General features: G+C 39.5%; 8 protein-coding genes and 3 pseudogenes. 7 read left to right on the top strand and 4 right to left on the bottom strand.

What is annotated here, in order from left to right; genetic code table 11:
* Nucleotides 1-35: 35 nt before the first annotated feature.
* Entirely contained in the window at nucleotides 36-1,589 is a 1,554-nt protein-coding gene (locus tag FTV28_RS11305; RefSeq protein ID WP_167846514.1) for an esterase-like activity of phytase family protein, read from the bottom strand.
* A gap of 474 nt (nucleotides 1,590-2,063) precedes the next feature.
* Here FTV28_RS11305 and FTV28_RS11300 point away from each other — a divergent pair.
* Nucleotides 2,064-2,891 (top strand): annotated as a pseudogene (locus FTV28_RS11300) (TonB-dependent receptor); the annotation flags it as partial.
* A gap of 268 nt (nucleotides 2,892-3,159) precedes the next feature.
* Here the strand turns inward: FTV28_RS11300 and FTV28_RS13660 are convergent.
* Together FTV28_RS13660 and FTV28_RS11295 are read right to left on the bottom strand one after the other, a co-directional pair.
* Nucleotides 3,160-3,246: pseudogene (locus tag FTV28_RS13660) on the bottom strand (HNH endonuclease); the annotation flags it as partial.
* 38 nt (nucleotides 3,247-3,284) lie between these two features.
* Nucleotides 3,285-4,517, bottom strand: coding sequence for an ATP-binding protein (locus FTV28_RS11295; RefSeq protein WP_094069408.1), 1,233 nt, complete (start codon nucleotides 4,515-4,517; stop codon nucleotides 3,285-3,287).
* Nucleotides 4,518-4,852: 335 nt separating this feature from the next.
* On the opposite strand from FTV28_RS11295, the pseudogene FTV28_RS11290 reads away from it, so the two are divergent.
* Nucleotides 4,853-5,155: pseudogene (locus tag FTV28_RS11290) on the top strand (transposase); the annotation flags it as partial.
* Here FTV28_RS11290 and FTV28_RS11285 read toward each other — a convergent pair.
* The gene (locus FTV28_RS11285) at nucleotides 5,140-5,478 is read right to left on the bottom strand and encodes a transposase (RefSeq protein ID WP_154320127.1); all 339 of its coding nucleotides are present in this window, start codon (nucleotides 5,476-5,478) and stop codon (nucleotides 5,140-5,142) included. The pseudogene FTV28_RS11290 and the gene FTV28_RS11285 sit on opposite strands and share 16 nt — an antisense overlap.
* 305 nt (nucleotides 5,479-5,783) lie before the next feature.
* On the opposite strand from FTV28_RS11285, the gene FTV28_RS11280 reads away from it, so the two are divergent.
* The 5 genes from FTV28_RS11280 (at nucleotide 5,784) to FTV28_RS11260 (ending at nucleotide 17,575) form a co-directional block, all read left to right on the top strand.
* The gene (locus tag FTV28_RS11280) at nucleotides 5,784-7,541 is read left to right on the top strand and encodes a ShlB/FhaC/HecB family hemolysin secretion/activation protein (RefSeq protein WP_154320126.1); all 1,758 of its coding nucleotides are present in this window, start codon (nucleotides 5,784-5,786) and stop codon (nucleotides 7,539-7,541) included.
* 86 nt (nucleotides 7,542-7,627) lie between these two features.
* Nucleotides 7,628-14,671 carry a hemagglutinin repeat-containing protein gene (locus FTV28_RS11275; RefSeq protein ID WP_179990510.1) on the top strand — a complete coding sequence of 2,348 codons (7,044 nt, stop codon included), beginning with the start codon at nucleotides 7,628-7,630 and terminating at the stop codon, nucleotides 14,669-14,671.
* An 18-nt stretch (nucleotides 14,672-14,689) separates the two neighbouring features.
* Entirely contained in the window at nucleotides 14,690-15,310 is a 621-nt protein-coding gene (locus FTV28_RS11270) for a hypothetical protein (RefSeq protein WP_154320123.1), read from the top strand.
* Nucleotides 15,311-15,546: 236 nt separating this feature from the next.
* Nucleotides 15,547-16,622, top strand: a protein-coding gene (locus tag FTV28_RS11265; protein ID WP_154320122.1) for an IS3 family transposase whose coding sequence is annotated in 2 segments (ribosomal slippage) — nucleotides 15,547-15,799 and nucleotides 15,799-16,622 — 1,077 coding nt in all. Because the reading frame shifts where the segments join, the coding sequence is not laid out codon by codon here.
* Between the two features lie 98 nt (nucleotides 16,623-16,720).
* A complete protein-coding gene (locus FTV28_RS11260) occupies nucleotides 16,721-17,575 on the top strand; it encodes a hypothetical protein (protein WP_179990508.1) in 855 nt (284 codons plus the stop codon).
* Nucleotides 17,576-17,678: the final 103 nt, after the last annotated feature.

Below are 17,678 nucleotides of genomic sequence, written 5' to 3'. Positions count from 1 at the left end.
GCCCAAAAGTTTTAGCTTTTGGGCTTCATTCATTGTTATGGGTTGAAAAGATTTAACTTATCGGCAATATATAAGGTAGGTGTATCGACACGCATGCCCACATTATCCAAATACTTTTGCTCTAAACCATTGGTTGTCCAAAGACCCATGTCATCATCATTCACAATGCCAAGAGTTTGTCGGTTAATCAACCATAGACCTTCCATTTTGTCATGCGCATAACTTACACGTTTACCCATATCCAATACCAATGTTTTACTTACTGGCTGAATATTTAGTGCTTGTAATGCTTCCCATTTTTTATCGTTATTGATGAAATATTGCTCGAGGGTTTTACCTGCAATCGTTAAACCAAGTTTAGGATCTTGCACTAGATCGCCCTGAGTTGCGATATCCTCCAAATTGGTAGCATCCTTCAGATCAATACGATAAACATGTTTCATGATATTCGGATCGTCTTTAAGGAATTTGCCATCACGTTCCAGTACTAAAAACTCATGATCATTAATCGCAATAATAGCTGAGTTTGAGTTAGCATCAATTTCTTGACGATAGAGATACTGAGCAACTTTTCCTGTTTCAAGATTGATCGTCACAATACGTGTTAAGGTTGATTTATTAACAGCTTTAGTCGGTAAGTCCATTGTCGATTGCATAATCCCAACCAATGTTTTTTGGTCAGGTGTAATAGTTAAACCTTCCATACCACGGTTGGCACGACGATAACTAAATTCTTGCGGTAAAGTGAAGGTATTGCGCACATCATTTACAAAAGGATTAATACGACCAATTTCTTTTCCATTGGCATCATAGTGCACAATGTGAGGACCATATTCATCACTCACCCAGAATGTACCATCATTCAATGCTGCCAAACCTTCAGAATCGAGACCGTAATCATCAAGTTTGATAGGGTTCGTTATTGGGTCATAAGGCTTTGATGGATCTTTAGCGATGACCTTGCCATGAATATCGTAAGGTGTTTCGCCTGTACCACCTAGTGCAGCAGTATTCGGTAATCCACTAATATTATTTCCATCACGATCTTTTAATAAAATCGTTTTGATGAGTTTGATTGAGCCATCATCTTGTACCTCAAACAACCCAATTTTAGGTATATAGTCTGGCATTGGAAAAATCTTACCAGCACCATTCACGCCATCATTATAGTCAGCATTTGGGCCACGATCTGTGATTGCGTAAAATTGTTTATTGTTCGTAGGATGGGCAGCAACATCAGAGCCAAAGCCACCCTGTCGAAGTGTAAATGCACTCGCAATAGTTGTTCCATTCGCCTTAAAGCTTGTTAAGTTTTGGTAAGGCAATGCAACCCCTTGGGCAAATAAGTTTGGACCACACTGGATGGAGCTTTGCTGGATTTCATTCGCATCCAACTCACCATTTTGATTTTTATCCAAACCACTTTCAATACGTGTTCCAGCACTCCAGCAATCATCATTTCCAAGTACTAAAGGCGTCTGTTGAATCAAACTATTCAATCCATTTTGACCATTGTCCCCATCATCAGTACATGCGGTTAATAAAATTGTCGAAGCTAATAAAGCTAAGGTTAGTGGTTTTTTTTTCATTTTTTTGAAGCATCATGTTTAAAAAGCTTCATCATAAGAAGCAAAAATGACAATTACATGAATGAAATATGATCAATGTAAAATTTTAGCAAATTAAAAATATCAGTAGTTTGTGGGGGTTATATCTAGGTTTTCTTCATTATTTATCAAATGTGGTTTGAGGTAAAATTAAAATAAAACTTTAAACTGCCACAGTATTCTAGATATAAGCAGCCTTATTATGAAGCTGTCTCATAGGGCAGGGTTATACCAATGCTAAGTTTGAAGTGATTGAATCATCCTACTTACTAACGACACAATGTGACGTGTCGAAATTTATGTTTATTGAAAATTCCCCCAAATAATTTAAATTACTGTAATATTTTCCAATAGTTAAAACATTGCTAGTAGCATCATCAACTTAAATGTACTGTGTTGCAGGTAATAGAATTAAGACATCAGAAATAGCTTCAGCACCATGACTAAACCACAGGCAATGGTGATGACAGTGGTTCAACAGATTATCAAAAGTTACTTCCAACTGTCGCTTTAGGCTGGGATATATTACCTGAGCTTTATACTTATGCTAGCTATGGCAAAGGCTTCGAAACACCAACCTTTACCGAGATGGCCTATCTTACAGTAGGGACTTCAGGCATTAACTTTAATTTAAAACCTGCGACCAGTGATACCGTAGAACTTGGCTTAAAATCGCAGAATACCTTAGGGTTATTTACTTTTGCTGTATTTCATACTGAAACTAAAAATGACATTGTGCCTGACGATGCCAATGGCGGGCGAAGCACATTTCGTAATGCAGAAAAAACCTTACGTGAAGGCTTAGAGTTATCGTGGCAAAAACAGCTCTGGCAAGCACTCAATATTCGAACCAGTTATAGTTATTTAGATGCGACTTTTGATGCTGATATTCCAGCGACCACAACCAAACCGCTGATACAAAAAGGAACATATATTCCAGGTATTGCCAAGAATCAAGCTTTTGTAGGCTTGGCATGGCAACCTGAGCAGGGATTTCAGGCAGGCTTAGAAGCACGTTATATGGACAAGATTTATGTCGATGATATCAACTCTGATACTGCACCAAGTTATACGGTCGTTGCGGCAAATGTTGGCTATTTGTGGGTCAATAAAGACTGGAAAGTAAATACTTATGCACGACTAGATAATTTATTAGATCGAAACTATGTGGGTTCCGTGATTGTCAATGATAGTAATAATCGTTTCTTTGAGCCCGCAGATAGACGAAATTTTAATGTTGGACTATCGATAAAAAAATATTCTAACATAGGCTTTGTTGCATAAATACATAACCAACTGATTTTGTTCATTAATTTTTAGGTTGAAATTCATACAAACCTATTTAAATCAGAAGCTTACAAAATCTTTATGCAACAAAGCCGTGGAACAGCCACAAATAAACTCAGTAATAAATTTTTAAACATATTAATCCCCCGTTAAGTAACGGATTATAACAGCCGTAACTATCTAATCACATGCAAAAAGTAGCCGTTTCGCCTTTTCCTGTCCTCACATGATGCAAGCGGACCATACATCTTAATCAGATAGAAATCGAGTCGAGGTAAATCAATCCATCACAAATGGAGCAGAAATTATGCTTGATCACACTCTTGGTTAATGCTGAAAAGTCTTTGAGTTTTAATTAATAAATAAGTGTATCCATGTCTACCCTCAACTTTACTTATTTTCAGATAGCAACCAATCGAGAGCACTCATTTTTACAATACCATTATAATTCGCTTCAGTCCCTATCGTGTCTAAGGTAAGCAAATACTTGGGATACGAATCAGAAATTTTCTGTAATGGACGTAACTCTCGGCTGAGTGTCTCCTCATTGAGCGTTTCTAATGCCACCTGATAATAAGTTAAATTCTGTAAAGTATCGACAGCAACAAAATCAATTTCATATTCATCAACCCGCCCTACATAGACCGTATAACCTCGTCTGACAAGCTCAAGATAAATCACATTTTCTAAGATATGACCTTGATCAGCATTAGCATCAGGCAACATAATCCGGCGCAATCCGACATCAACTAAATAGTATTTTTCAGAGGATTGTAATAACTCACGCCCGCGTACTTTAAATTGTGCGGCACTATAAAATAACAAACTGTCCTGTAAGCCCTGAATATAGCGTTTTACTGTTTCAAATGAAATTTTAACCCCACTTGAAACAAAGGTATTTTTAATTTTATTGATGGAAATAGGTGAGCCTGTCACGCTTGCCAAATATCTTGCGACACGCTCGAGAGAGTTAATATCGGCAGTATTCAAACGGGGAATAACATCTTTAAACATTACACTGGCATAGACTGCTTGCAAGTAATCATAAGTTTCCTGCTGGCTAGTCATGGCAAGCGTATAAGGGAAACTACTGCGCGTATACATGGCATACAAATCACGATTTGATAATTGTTGGATGATCGGATTATTTTCAATATGCCACTGTTTAAATTCTTGGAATGACAGAGGTAGAACATGTTGCTCGATATAGCGTCCTGTAAGTAAAGTCGCAAGTTCTCCACTTAGAAAGAATGCATTTGAGCCTGTAATATATAAATCGATATAATCCCGAACATATAAAGAGTCGACTACTTTCTCAAAATTTGTAACATGTTGTATTTCATCTAAGAAAACATAGTTTTTTTTACTTTTATCAACTTTGGACAATACATAATCATGTAGTTTACGGTAATCGGTGAGTTCTTCAAATTCCATAAATTCGAAGTTGATGGCAATGATGTTTTCGGCTTGTACACCCTGTGCTTTTAGGATTTGTTGAAACATTGCCAATAAGGTGGATTTTCCAGAGCGACGCACACCTGAAAGTACTTTAATGACATCACGGTCTTGCCATGTATTCAGAAATTTTAAGTAGCCATCACGTCGAATATTAGCGCTTCTCATTATTTACACTTGGAATCTAAAGTTTTAATAAATTATATCAAATTTTAGAACGTATATGTAAATATATTTAATTTTAAAAAAAGTTTAAGGTTAAGTGAAACATTCAAAGCTGCTGTTGAAGTATACGGATAGTAAATGTAATAAAAATCCAGATTCTATCTTTTTTGACTCTGTACACGACAAAAAACCTAAATATGCCTAATATCGTATCTGGGTCTACTCCTTAGATGAGCAATGGTGATGCCTTGTTTTCGGATTTGTTGAGACTGTAAATAAAACTATGTAAACGCTTAAACTCCCCCAACGTTGTTGGGGTCAAACAAAAGGTGTTTACCATGAAAGATGAAGCAATGTTGGCACTCGCTAAAGAGTTAGCCAAGAACCTAAAAACCGAACTCGATCTCAATAATTTTAGTCGGGCTTTAAAGAAATTGACTGTTGAAACTGCCCTTAATGCGGAACTCACCGACCATTTAGGTTACGAAAAGAATAGTCCACGAACAGGTAAAAATGCTCGCAATGGTTACACAACGAAGCGTCTACTGACTGATGATGGTGAGTTTGAACTAGATACCCCTAGAGATCGTGAGGGTAAATTTGAGCCACAGCTTATCAAGAAAAATCAGACCCGTATCACAAAGCCAATTTCTGCTTTTGAGTGAGGTAAAGCAATTTGAACCGTTAACATATTAGTAGAAATAGGATCTAATGGTGCAGAGCAGGATAAGGCAATAAATGCAGGTTTATTCGGTGGTGGTGAGCGATCATTCTTTGGTTTACCATCAAATAAGCGAATCCATTTGGATACAAGATTTGCATTCAATCCATGTTGCAAAGCGACCGAAGCAATTGAAACGTCAGGTGCTTTACAAGCCTGAACGATCTGCTGTTTAAATTCAGCACTGTATGTTCTTCGTTTTTTCGCTAGAGATGCGATGGATGTCTGATTATTTGTCGTCATAAATTTAAGTCCCCACTTGTTTTTAAGTGGGGACTAAATTAAGGCTTATAGGATGAATTCATAAGGTGTGTTCAGCGGACGCTTACGAAAAAACAGCCAAGTGCTCATATGGTACAGTTATATCAAGAACAATGGTCAGATTGGCTATCAACGACACATGTGGCAAGTGAAGGTGTCCTGCAGAATGAAAGTTAAGTGTCTATTGAGGGGTACAATCTAATGGGAGAAATTGAAAAATAAAATACCATTGAATATTTGGTCATTATTTGTTAATTTCTGCGCAAAATTTAACATGCAATAAATTTATGTTCAAAAAAAATATAGTATTAAAAAGTATTTTGCTTACTTTGGGTGGTTTTGTTGTTACTCCTTTTGCATTTGCAGAAACATTTGATCCAGCGATAGATGGTTTGATTCGAAACCAGCAGCGCCAAGCAGAACTAGAAAAAATTATACAACCAGAACGTGATGTTAATTTAGATGTCATCCAAAAAAAAGAAGCTGTACAACTTACCGACCTTGAAGATCAGAATTGTTTTGAAATCAAGACAGTTGAACTTGATGGCGAAATGAGTAAGCATTTTGATCAATATGTGCAACAAGCGTTAAAAGATTTAAGTTTTACTCCAGGTTTATGCATGGGTGAGCAGCGAATTAATCTGTTGATGACGCAAACGCAGAACATCATCATTGGCCGAGGCTTTACTACGACACGAATATTGGCTGCACCTCAAAACTTAAGTACAGGCGTATTAAAACTCACCGTCATTCCGGGATTAGTTCGAGAAATCAAACTCGATTTAAGTGATGAGGAAAATACCCGAGCAGGCCGAATTCAATATGCCAAAAATATCTTTCCAATGAAGAGTGGCGATATTCTCAATTTACGTGACTTAGAGCAAGGCTTAGAAAACTTAAAAAGACTGCCTACAGCGGAAGCTGATATTCAAATTATTCCTGCAGATGCGCCCAATCAAAGTGATGTTATCGTCAAATGGAAACAGCGAAAAATTCCAATTCGCGTGACCTTAAGTGCTGATGATGCCGGTAGTCGTCAAACCGGTAAATACCAAGGTAACATCACCGTTTCAGTCGATAACCCTTTATTTAGAAGTGACTTATTTTACGTCACCATGGGCCGTAACTTAGCAGATCAGCAAGAGATTACGGATCAAAATGGAACCACTGTGAAGAGCGGAACCCATAACTATGCCCTTCATTATTCAGTCCCTTATAAAAACTGGCTGATCAGCGCCAATGCGAGTCGATACAATTATGACCAAGCTGTTGCAGGCACCAATAATGTCTATAACTATAATGGAGAAAGTCAGACTCAAGACTTAGGCTTGACCCGATTGCTTTATCGGGATGCCAAGCGTAAAACCTCAGCGACCTTGAAAGGCTGGCATCGAGAATCTAAAAGCTATATTGATGATGCCGAACTGACCATACAGCGCAGAGATGTTGCGGGTTGGCAGTTAAACCTTGATCATCGTGAATATATTCAATTTGCAGTGCTGGATTTGAGTCTAGGGTATAAGCGAGGCACAGGTGCATTCGATTCATTACCAGCAGTTGAGGAAGCGCTGAACGAAGGTACATCACGGATGAAGATCTGGACGCTAGATGCCAATCTGAATGTTCCGTTCCAATTTGAGAACCAGCAATATAGCTACTCAAGTGCCTTTAGAGCGCAATACAATGACACCCCGCTGACCATCCAAGACCGGCTTTCCATTGGTGGAAGGTATACAGTACGCGGTTTTGATGGTGACCTAACCCTAGCAGCAGACCGTGGCTTCTACTGGCGCAATGATTTAGCCATGTCTATTTTTCCCGCACATCAATTCTATATGGCCTTGGATGCTGGGCATGTTGATGGTCAATCTGCCCAATGGCTTTTAGGTAAAACCCTTGTGGGTGGTGCGATGGGGCTACGTGGTCAATTTAAGGTGGGTGGCACTTTTTACTACGATATATTTATCGGTAAACCAATCAAGAAGCCTGAATATTTCCAAAATTATGATTTGAATTATGGTTTTAGTGCCAGTTATTCATTCTGATCTAAAGAAAAGTACAAACTAAAAAATGAGCTCGTAGTATTAAAGCGAAAAAATCTCCCAAATAAAGACACATTGGTAATTGAAAAATGAATAAGAACTGCTATAAAACGATTTTTAGTCAAACCCGTGGTGAAATGATTGCTGTTGCAGAAAATGTCGCAGCTGCAGGACAAGCCTCAACACAGAATAATAAAGCGGTTGATCTTGAAACACCAGTCGTTGCTTCTGAAAAAAGTTTAGCTTTAAAAGTTCTTTCATTTTCATTGATGCTGATTACAGGCACTGCCCTGATCAATGCATCTATTGGTGTATCGCACAGCAATGTTGTTGCAGACTCGAATGCGGCAGGCAATCAGCGTCCAACGATATTGAACAGTGCCAATGGCACAACGCAGGTGAATATTCAAACCCCAAGCAAAGCTGGGGTATCGGTGAATCACTACCAGCAATTTGATGTGAATCAGAACGGTGTCATTTTAAATAACAGCCGCCAAAATACTCAAACGCAGCTTGGGGGTTATATCCAAGCCAATCCGTGGCTTGCAGGCGGTGAAGCCAAAGTCATTGTTAATCAGGTGAACGGCAGCAATCCAAGTCACTTAAATGGCTATGTAGAGGTCGGTGGACGTAAAGCAGATGTGATCATTGCCAACCAAGCTGGGATTAATGTCGATGGTGGCGGTTTTATCAATGCAGGTGGGGTGACTTTAAGTACCGCCAATCCGAATATTCAAAATGGACAAGTGACAGGTTATCAAGTCCGTGACGGGGTGATTAACATCACAGGTCAGGGCTTGGATGCCAGTAAAGCCGACTATACCCAGTTACTCAGCCGTGCTGCACAGATCAATGCGGGGATTTGGGCTAAAGAATTGACGGTGGTTGCTGGACAAAATGATATTGAAGTTAATCCGCAGGCTGGTGCGATACAGGCGGCTTCGGGGTTGGCAGGCACTGTGCCACAGTTTGCCATTGATACCAGTCACTTAGGCGGAATGTATGCGGGCAAAATCAGTTTAATCAGTACCGAACAAGGGGTTGGGATTAACAATGCAGGGCAAGTGTTTGCTTCAGCCGGGCATATTAAAATCAGTGCCAATGGCGAGCTGCAAAATAGCGGTGCAGTAGTTGCAGAAAATAAAGTCGATAGCACCCCAGCGAGTTTAAATCTTCAAGCAAAAGATTTAAACAATAATGGCAAGATATTAAGTCTAGGCGATCAACGCATTCAGGCTGAAAACGTCAACAATACCGGCCTCATTAATAGCCAAGGTTTAACTCGTATTGATGCCAGTCAAGGCATCCAAAACGTGGGTACAGGTCAAATCTATGGTGACCATATTGCCCTGCAAGCCGCGCATCTTCTCAATGCAGAACAGCAAACCAATGGCGATGTCAAAGCAGGCACGATTGCGGCACGTCAACGCTTAGATATTGCAGGCGGAAAAATTGAAAACCGAGAACAAGCCTTAATTGCCAGCGAAGGTGCGCTGACTGTTGGTGGACAACTCAATGCAAACCATATGGCAGAAGGCTCTGCCGCATTATTAGACAATGCCAGTGCACGTATTCAATCCGTGGGTGATATGTACTTAGGCGTGGATATTTTGACCAACCGAAATTTGCATTTCAGTTCAAGTGTCAAAGAAATACCAGAAACCCGCAAAGATGTGACCGCTTATCAAGGTGCTGGAAGCGCTGAAATTCTTGATTCATCGCATATTACAGGTCGTGGCAGTTATGACAGCATTTATCTGGATGGTCAAAAATATGAAGACTATACCCGATATATCTACAACCAGTACGAAACCCAACACTATGTGGATTCCAGTGCACCAGCGGAGATTATTTCAGGTGGCACACTGACGCTAAAAGGCCAAAGCCTGACCAATGACAAGAGCCAAATTCTAGCGACGAAAGGCATTAATATTGAACAAAATGAAGTGAATAATATTGATGCTGAGGGTGAGCATCGTGTGATTAAAACGGGGACATCACAGTATCACTATGTAGGTTGGAATACATTAGGTACAAGTAAACGAAGTAAGTGGAACAGTGTTAAACCCTATAATCCAGCTGATATCGTAACGCCAATAAAACTTGATGTGGTGAAATATGATGGTGCTCACCAAGGCACATTAAATGGTGATACCTCAGAACTCAGCTTACCGCTGCAATCCTTATACAGCGTTAATAAAGAAAATAATAACCGCCCTTTGATTGAAAGCAGCGATGCCTTTACCAATTATAAAAATTGGTTAGGCAGTGATTACATGCTGCAAATGTTCACGACCAACCCACAAAATATGCAAAAACGTTTAGGGGATGGTTATTACGAGCAAAAACTGGTCAATGACCAAATTGCACAACTGACGGGTCAAGTTTATTTAGATGGTTATACGAACTTCGAGGATCAATTCAAAGCCTTGATGGATTCTGGGGTAAGTGCTGCCAAAGATCTTAATTTAAGTGTTGGAGTGAAGCTCTCAGAAGCACAGATTGCTCGATTGACCAGTGATATGGTGTGGCTGGTGACAGAAACCATTACCGTTGATGGCGAAAAAATCCAAGTCTTGGTACCGAAAGTGTATGTTGCGGTACAGTCGGGGGACTTAAACAACAAAGGTGCCTTGATTGCAGGCGAGACGGTCAATTTAAAACTGAGTGGGGATTTAAACAACCAAGGCAGTATTGCTGGACGCCAATTGGTGAGTCTTGAAGCCAATAACATTAATAACGTGGGTGGCTTAATACAAGGTCGAGATGTCTTTGCGACAGCACACACCGATATCAATAATATTGGTGGGACAATGACCGCCAATCAAATCCTTGCCCTTGATGCGGGCCGAGACATTAACAACATCACCACGACGATTAAAACTGAAAATAAGCACGGTTTAAGTGAATTTAGCGCTGAAAACATTGGCCGTGTTGCTGGGCTGTATGTACAAGATGCGGATGGTCAGCTGGTTGCCAATGCCAAGAATAATATCAATCTGACTGCATCAGATCTACAAAGCCAAGGTAGCATTGCGATCCAAGCGGGACAAGACCTGAATCTTTCTACGGTGAATGTCAGTCGCAGTGATTTAAGCTCAGCAGGTGACAAGGATCAGATTCTGAATGCTTCGAGTCGAGATGTAGGGACGCAGATTCAGGCGAAAGGAAATATTTCCCTGCAAAGTGGTGCCAATACTCAGATTAAAGCCAGCACCTTGAACAGTACGTCGGGCAATGTAGTGATTGATGCTGGACAAAATGTCTTGATCGAAAATGGACGAGATGAACGCAGTTCTCAGCTTGCAGCCCAAGAAAAAGGTGGCTTCTCTACAACAGATAAAAAAATCCAATCTTCGACCAGTCAATCGATTGCAACCGACATCCAATCGGGTGGCAATATCCTGATCAATAGCCAAACAGGAGATATTCAAGCCACGCACCTGCAAGCTGGTGCGAAAGACAGCATTCAAATTACGGCAAACCAAGGCAATGTAAAACTTTTGTCAGATATTGATACTGATATAAAGAGCACGGAAACAGCCAAGAAAAATACAATTCAATTTAAAAACCGTCAATCAGGATATATCGACGAAGATGTTGCACAAACACAGCTCAAAGCTGGCAAAAATGTTGATATCAATGCCGGTAAAAATATCGAGCTGCAAGCCAATGATATACAAGCTCAAGACAATATTTATATTGGCAATAAACAATTCGAACGCCAAGCGGATGGCAGTTTAAAATCCAAAGATGGTAATGCCCTGCCCGAAAATGTCAGTCTGACGACATTAGAAACCAATGATCAGCAATGGGATGAAACCCAAAAAGGTTATCGTGGCATTGCCAAAGACTTAATGAAAGTGACTGCTGTTGGCTTAGCGGGTATTGAGGCTTTAGCTCCGGGATTAAAAGCACCGAAGATCACGATCGGAGAATCATCGAGCACACGGACTGAGCAAAGAACACAAACAGGGACCGATCTTGGTGCCAATAATGTCTATGTGGGTTCAGCAGGTCAAACGACACTGACCAGTAGCAACATTGATGCACAGAACACGGTCTTAGCGGGCAAAAAAGTCACGCTCGATGCAGCAGAAGAACAACACAAAACTGTTACGTCAAACAGCAAAGAAACGGTACAAGGTCTTGGGGTTAAGCTGAATAAAGACAGCATTCGAGTGGGCGGCTTTGTACTTGAAGACGCAGAGAATACCGTTAAAACTACAGCCACAACGCATAAGTCAGGCAATATCAATACTGAAAATTTAACAATTCAAGGTGCAGAAGGTGTAGATATCCTCGGCCAAAATATCACAGCGACAGGTGATACGATCATTGATCATGGTCGAGGAAATCTTAACATAGGCGGTTATGAAAATAAAACCACCACAGAAGAAAAGACTCATACTGAAACCATCAGTACAGAAGTCGGCATTCGCAATGCCTATTTAGATGCAATCTTAGCGGTAGAAGCTGTTGCAGATGCAACTAAAGCCTTATCTAAAGCTAAAGATGATTATAGCCAAGCACAACGTGACTATGCAGCGGGTCGAATTACCAAAGGAGCCTTAGATGACAGCAAAGCCAATGTCGCAATGGCAACGGCCAATGTGGCAAGTGCACAGATTGCTGTAGGGGCAGCAGCCGCATCTGCGGCTGCAAGCAGTGCAACCTATGGCTTTACTATTGGTGCCAATGGTGAAAGGATTGAAACTACGACGACCACGAATACAGAACAAAGCCAATGGCAAGGTAGCAACTTAGATTTAAATAACCTTCAGCTTAAATCAGAAGGCCAAGACATCAATATCCAAGGCAGCCGAGTGAATGCAACAGGCACCACGACCTTTGATGGCAGCAAAGACCTCAATGTGACTGCAGGCGTCGAGCATAGTAAACAGGACAGCAATAGTAAAACCAATAGCCAAAGTGTGAGCTATACCTATGGCGGTGGCGGCAGTGCTTCAATAGGCAAGCAAACCAGCCAATCACAAAACGAAAGCCTCACCCACGTAAATAGTGAAGTTGTGCTGAATCGTACTGAAGGTGCAATAGACAAACTGAATATTCAGGGCGGTGAGGTTTCTATCGCTGACCGAGGTAATCTACAAGTAAATCAGATCCATGTAGAAAGCTTGCAGGATACAGAGACTAGCAGTAATAGCAGCAAAGGCGGAAATATTGGCTTAGGTTTTGGTTCTAACGGTAAAGCCAGCAATATCAGCGCTGGCTATAACCAAAGTAAGGGCAGCATTGACAGTGCATGGGTAAATGACACTAGTAAGCTGCTGATTGGCAATGCGCAGAACGATGCTGATCTAGATGCGATGGGTGTTAAAAATATTACCAGTATTGGTGGTGTGATTGCCAATGCGACGAAGAATGAAGACGGCACATTAACGGATCACGGTAAGCTGAACTATTCAGGCGAACTTGCGCTGAAAGACATAGAAGATCATAACTACAACAGTAGCAGTGGTTTTAATGTATCAACGACGATAGGCAAAACCACGAACAACAAAGATGGAGAAAAATCCAAATATCCAAACGGTTCAACCACCATTGGCCTTAACAGCAGTGGACAAGAAACAGAACAATTGACTAAGGCAACGATGGGTCAAGGGACTGTTGCAAATGCCCCAGACAGCACCAATCGGGACATTAATAATACGCAAGAAATTACTCGTGACCAAGTGACGGGCATGCTGGATGGTTCTGTGACGGTTGATCAGCGTTTACTGAGTAAGAGTGGACGGGCGGAGATTATTCAAGAGCAGAAGGAATTACCTGAAAATTTCCGTCAAAGTGCTGAAAATATTGTGAAGCAAATGCCTGAGGGAGAATATAAAGAGAAGGCTTTACAAAGTTTAAATAATATACAAGCAAAACTTTATAGTTTACCAGCAGATTTTGAGGGTTTAGAGGAATATGGGCAGCAAGTTGCAGGGGAGCTATTGAAAAATGGTCTTGAAATTAAAGAGGTCGAAAAGATTATAGATACAGATAATTATTGGTATGCAATTCAAAAATTATCTGCTGTCCAAGAACAATTAGATATTTTGAGTCAGAATGGTAGTGGCATTGAACAGATTCTTAATTCTGAGCTCTCTAAAGAGCAACCAATAGTCAACTCAAACTCCTTAATTAGTATATTAGCTGAAAATACAGATAGTTCTCTTGCTGTAAAAGAAACGGATTTACTAGGTTTTAAATTTTTACATGCGGCAGCAGAAATTAGTAAAAATATAGAAAAAATTTCTGTAGATAGTGGTGTTGACATTGAAAAAATACAACTTGCTGCTAGCGTGTTGTTAGGAGGGCCTGTAAAAGCAACAGCAGGATATATAGTTAATCAATTTAGTGGAGAATATATTGATTATGCTACAAATGCGGTATCAGATCATTTAGTAAAATCACTCTACGGACTTTCAGATGGTCTATATGATGATTGGAGTCGGTCTGAAAAAATTAGTGAGTTGAAACAGCTTGGACTAAGCGATGATGATTTTCAACGAAGTCTTAATTATGCGGAATCACTGCAAAATGCAAAGCTAGGTGCTACTTTTATTGTTGGTATAGCTGCTGAGACACTAATTTCAGGGAAAGGAAAAGCTAAAAATAGTGATGAAATATCAGTAAAACCTACTGTTCCTGATTATGTTACTCGTAATGATCATGATTTTTCTGCTACAGAAAATTATAAAGGTAAACCAAAAGCTTACATAAATGACAAAGGTGATTTGGTTGCTGCAAACCCTGAAGGAACAGGATCTGTTCAATCTCATATTAGAGGTGGTAATTCTGAGAATACACCATACATTTCAACAAGTGATCCAGCAATAGCTATTGATTCTAAAAATTATGGTGGTGAGCAAATTAAGATTGATACGAAGCGATTGCAGGAAGATATTGATGCAGGTAAGATTTCTGGTAGTCAGATTGTGACACATACCGAAGTTAGAAAGGAATTACAATCTAAAGTCGATGCAGCTCAGGCGAAATATGATCGTAATCCTAGTAAAAAAAATCGAGATAAATTAAGAGATGCAAATAAAGATTTGAATCATGCTATTAGAGATGGGGAATGCTTAATCAAAGGTTGTGTTCCATCAGAATACATAAAGAAATAGTTTGTAAGGAGTATAGAGTTGGAACAGAAGATTATAGACTTATTAAATGAGATTCCTGATAGTGTCAATTATACAGATATAGCAGAGGACTTAGATGCTGAAGATATTTCAGTTAGCCGTATAGAACAGTTAAGAGAATTATTAACAAATTCGGATGACTATATTGTATTCCAAGCTGCTAAATTGTTGACATTTTGGGGAGATGATTATGGTTTTAATGCTTTAACTGCATTATTTGAAAACAATAAATTAAATGGTTTTATTGATCATAGGCTAAATGGTTATGATGATACATTGCAACATGTTCTTAGAGCATTTATTCGTTATTGGGCTGATAAATCTGACCATGGTCTAGGTACCTTAACAAGAAAAAAATTGTTTCCATATATTGTCAAAATAATAGAGCTTGCTAATACTCAACCTTTTGGAATAGATTCTTTATTTGGTTTAATAATCGATGAGGACTTCAAAGAATATATTCCATTTTTAAAAGAACATTTAATTTCAATCATTGATCATCCAGAAATACATGGTTGGAAAATTCATGATGTTATTGAGTTATTTTTAAAAATTGAACCTGATTTTGTATATAAATTATTGGATGAAAAAGGAAAGACGTTAAAGGATTTTAATTTTTGAAATTAATGTATCGACCAGTATTGGTATTCCACAAAAGGGAACTAAAGAAGCTTCTACAGCTCCAAAAGGTTCAACGACCATTGGTATCAATAGCAGCGGGCAAGAAACAGAACAACTGACCAAGGCAACCTTAGGTCAAGGTACTGTGACGAATGTGAAAGATACGGTAATCCCCCCTAAAAATAATAGGATCTAAAAGTAGAATTTTCTCTTAAGATACGAGCAGGAGATTCTGCATGAAAACATCTAAATTTACTGATAGTCAGATCATGTCCATCTTGAAACAGGCAGAATCTGGCACACCTGTAGCGACCCTTTGCCGTGTACACGGCATGAGTAATGCTACCTTTTATAAATGGCGTGCCAAATATGGTGGTATGGATACATCATTAATGGCTCGACTGAAAGAGCTAGAAGCCGAAAATACCAGACTTAAAAAGATGTATGCGGAAGAGCGATTAAAGGCCGAAATCATCCAGGAAGCGATGGCAAAAAAGTGGTAAAGCCATCTTGCCGGCGTAAGATGGCACAACAGGCAGTTGCCCAGCATGCCATTAGTATTCGTTTGGCTTGTAAAGCATTTGGCATTAGTGAAACCTGCTACCGCTATCAAGCCAAACTCAGCGATGACAATGCACTCATTGCTGAACAGCTCATTGAACTCACTGAGGAAAATTCCGATTGGGGCTTTGGTTTGTGCTTCTCGTATTTACGGCATGTTGAGAGTTGCTGCTGGAATCACAAGCGGGTTTACCGCATTTACTGTGAGTTGGCACTGAATCTGCGTATTAAACCGAGAAGAAGACTAAAACGGCATGCGCCTGAACCATTGAAAGAACCAATCCGAGAAAATCAGGTTTGGTCATTAGATTTTATGCATGATCAGCTTTCCGATGGTCGCAAGTTTCGATTATTGAATGTGATTGATGATTACCGCCGCGAAGGCCTAGCCATTGAAGCAGGGTTCTCATTGCCCACAATCAGGGTTATTCGTACGTTGAATCAATTGCTGGAGTGGAGAGAAAAACCGTTAGTGATCCGATGCGATAATGGTCCCGAATTTATCAGTCACGAATTTGTGCGCTGGGCTACTGAGCATGGTATTCGTATTGAATATATTCAACCGGGTAAGCCACAGCAGAATGCGTATATTGAACGCTATAATCGGACCATACGTTATAGTTGGCTGAGCAAGCATTTATTTGATACTTTGGATGAAGTACAAGATTATGCAACAAACTGGTTGTGGCATTACAACCATGAAAGACCACATCAAGCTAACAAAGGAAAGCCACCTCTAATGGCTGCTTAACCTCTGCTTTTAACTTCGGTTATTTATGGGAGGATTACCATACCACCAACCGTGATATCAACAATACCCAAGAAATTACTCGTGATCAGACCACAGGTATGCTGGATGGTTCAGTAACGATTGATCATCGATTACTGACAGAAGCTGGACGACAGGAGATTATTCAAGAACAGAAGGATTTGCCAGAGAATTTCCGTCAAAGTGCAGAAAATTTAGCACAAGCCTTACCAGCGGGTGAGTATAAAGATAAGGCTTTACAAACACTAAATAATATTCAGGCAAGGCTTTACAATTTACCAAGTGAATATAAAGAAACGGGTGTAGTTGGTGACAAAGTTGCAAGTGAATTGCTCAAACGAGGGATAGAGCCAAAAGAAGTTGAAGCTTTATTTTCTAAATTAGATTTTTTCTATGCAGCAAAAGAGTTTAGTGAAATTCAGAGTCAACTAGATACATTAGCTCAATCTGGTGTTGGTTTAGAAACGATTTTTAAACAACCTAAAATAGGCGTAAATGAACAAGAAGTAATTTATGCGAAAGGAACTGACATTGAGACAAAAGTTACGACCCAAACCACAGTTGGTATGACGATATTAAGCAATATTGCTGATTTAGGAAATAATATAAAGCAGATTAGTGAAGATACTGGAGTTGATTTAGGTACTGTTCAACTTGCGGTAGGACTAATGATTTCAGGCCCAGTCCGTTTAGCAATTGAGACAGGAAAATCTTTAGCTTTAGATAGTGCGGTAGGAGCTGAAATAGCTCAAGGATTTGATGCGCTGGCGACATCATTAACTGCCGCCGCTCATGTTACCAATTCAAATACGATTAATAATTGGACTAATTCAGAGAAAGTTAAAGAAATTGAAGCCTCAACATCTGAAAATAAATTAGATGAATTGAAATTTGCAAATGAAATTGAAAAAAATCTCTGTACACGACAAAAATAGATAACTCATTGAAATAATGTCACAATAATTGTTTTCTAACGACGAATACTATGACACATCTCAATGAGTTATATCTTATCTTAAACAAATCTCTAAAATGGAA

This window comes from Acinetobacter sp. YH12252 (assembly GCF_013417365.1).
GTDB classification, from domain to species: Bacteria; Pseudomonadota; Gammaproteobacteria; order Pseudomonadales; family Moraxellaceae; genus Acinetobacter; species Acinetobacter towneri.
This window is presented reverse-complemented; position numbering and strand designations above follow the sequence as displayed.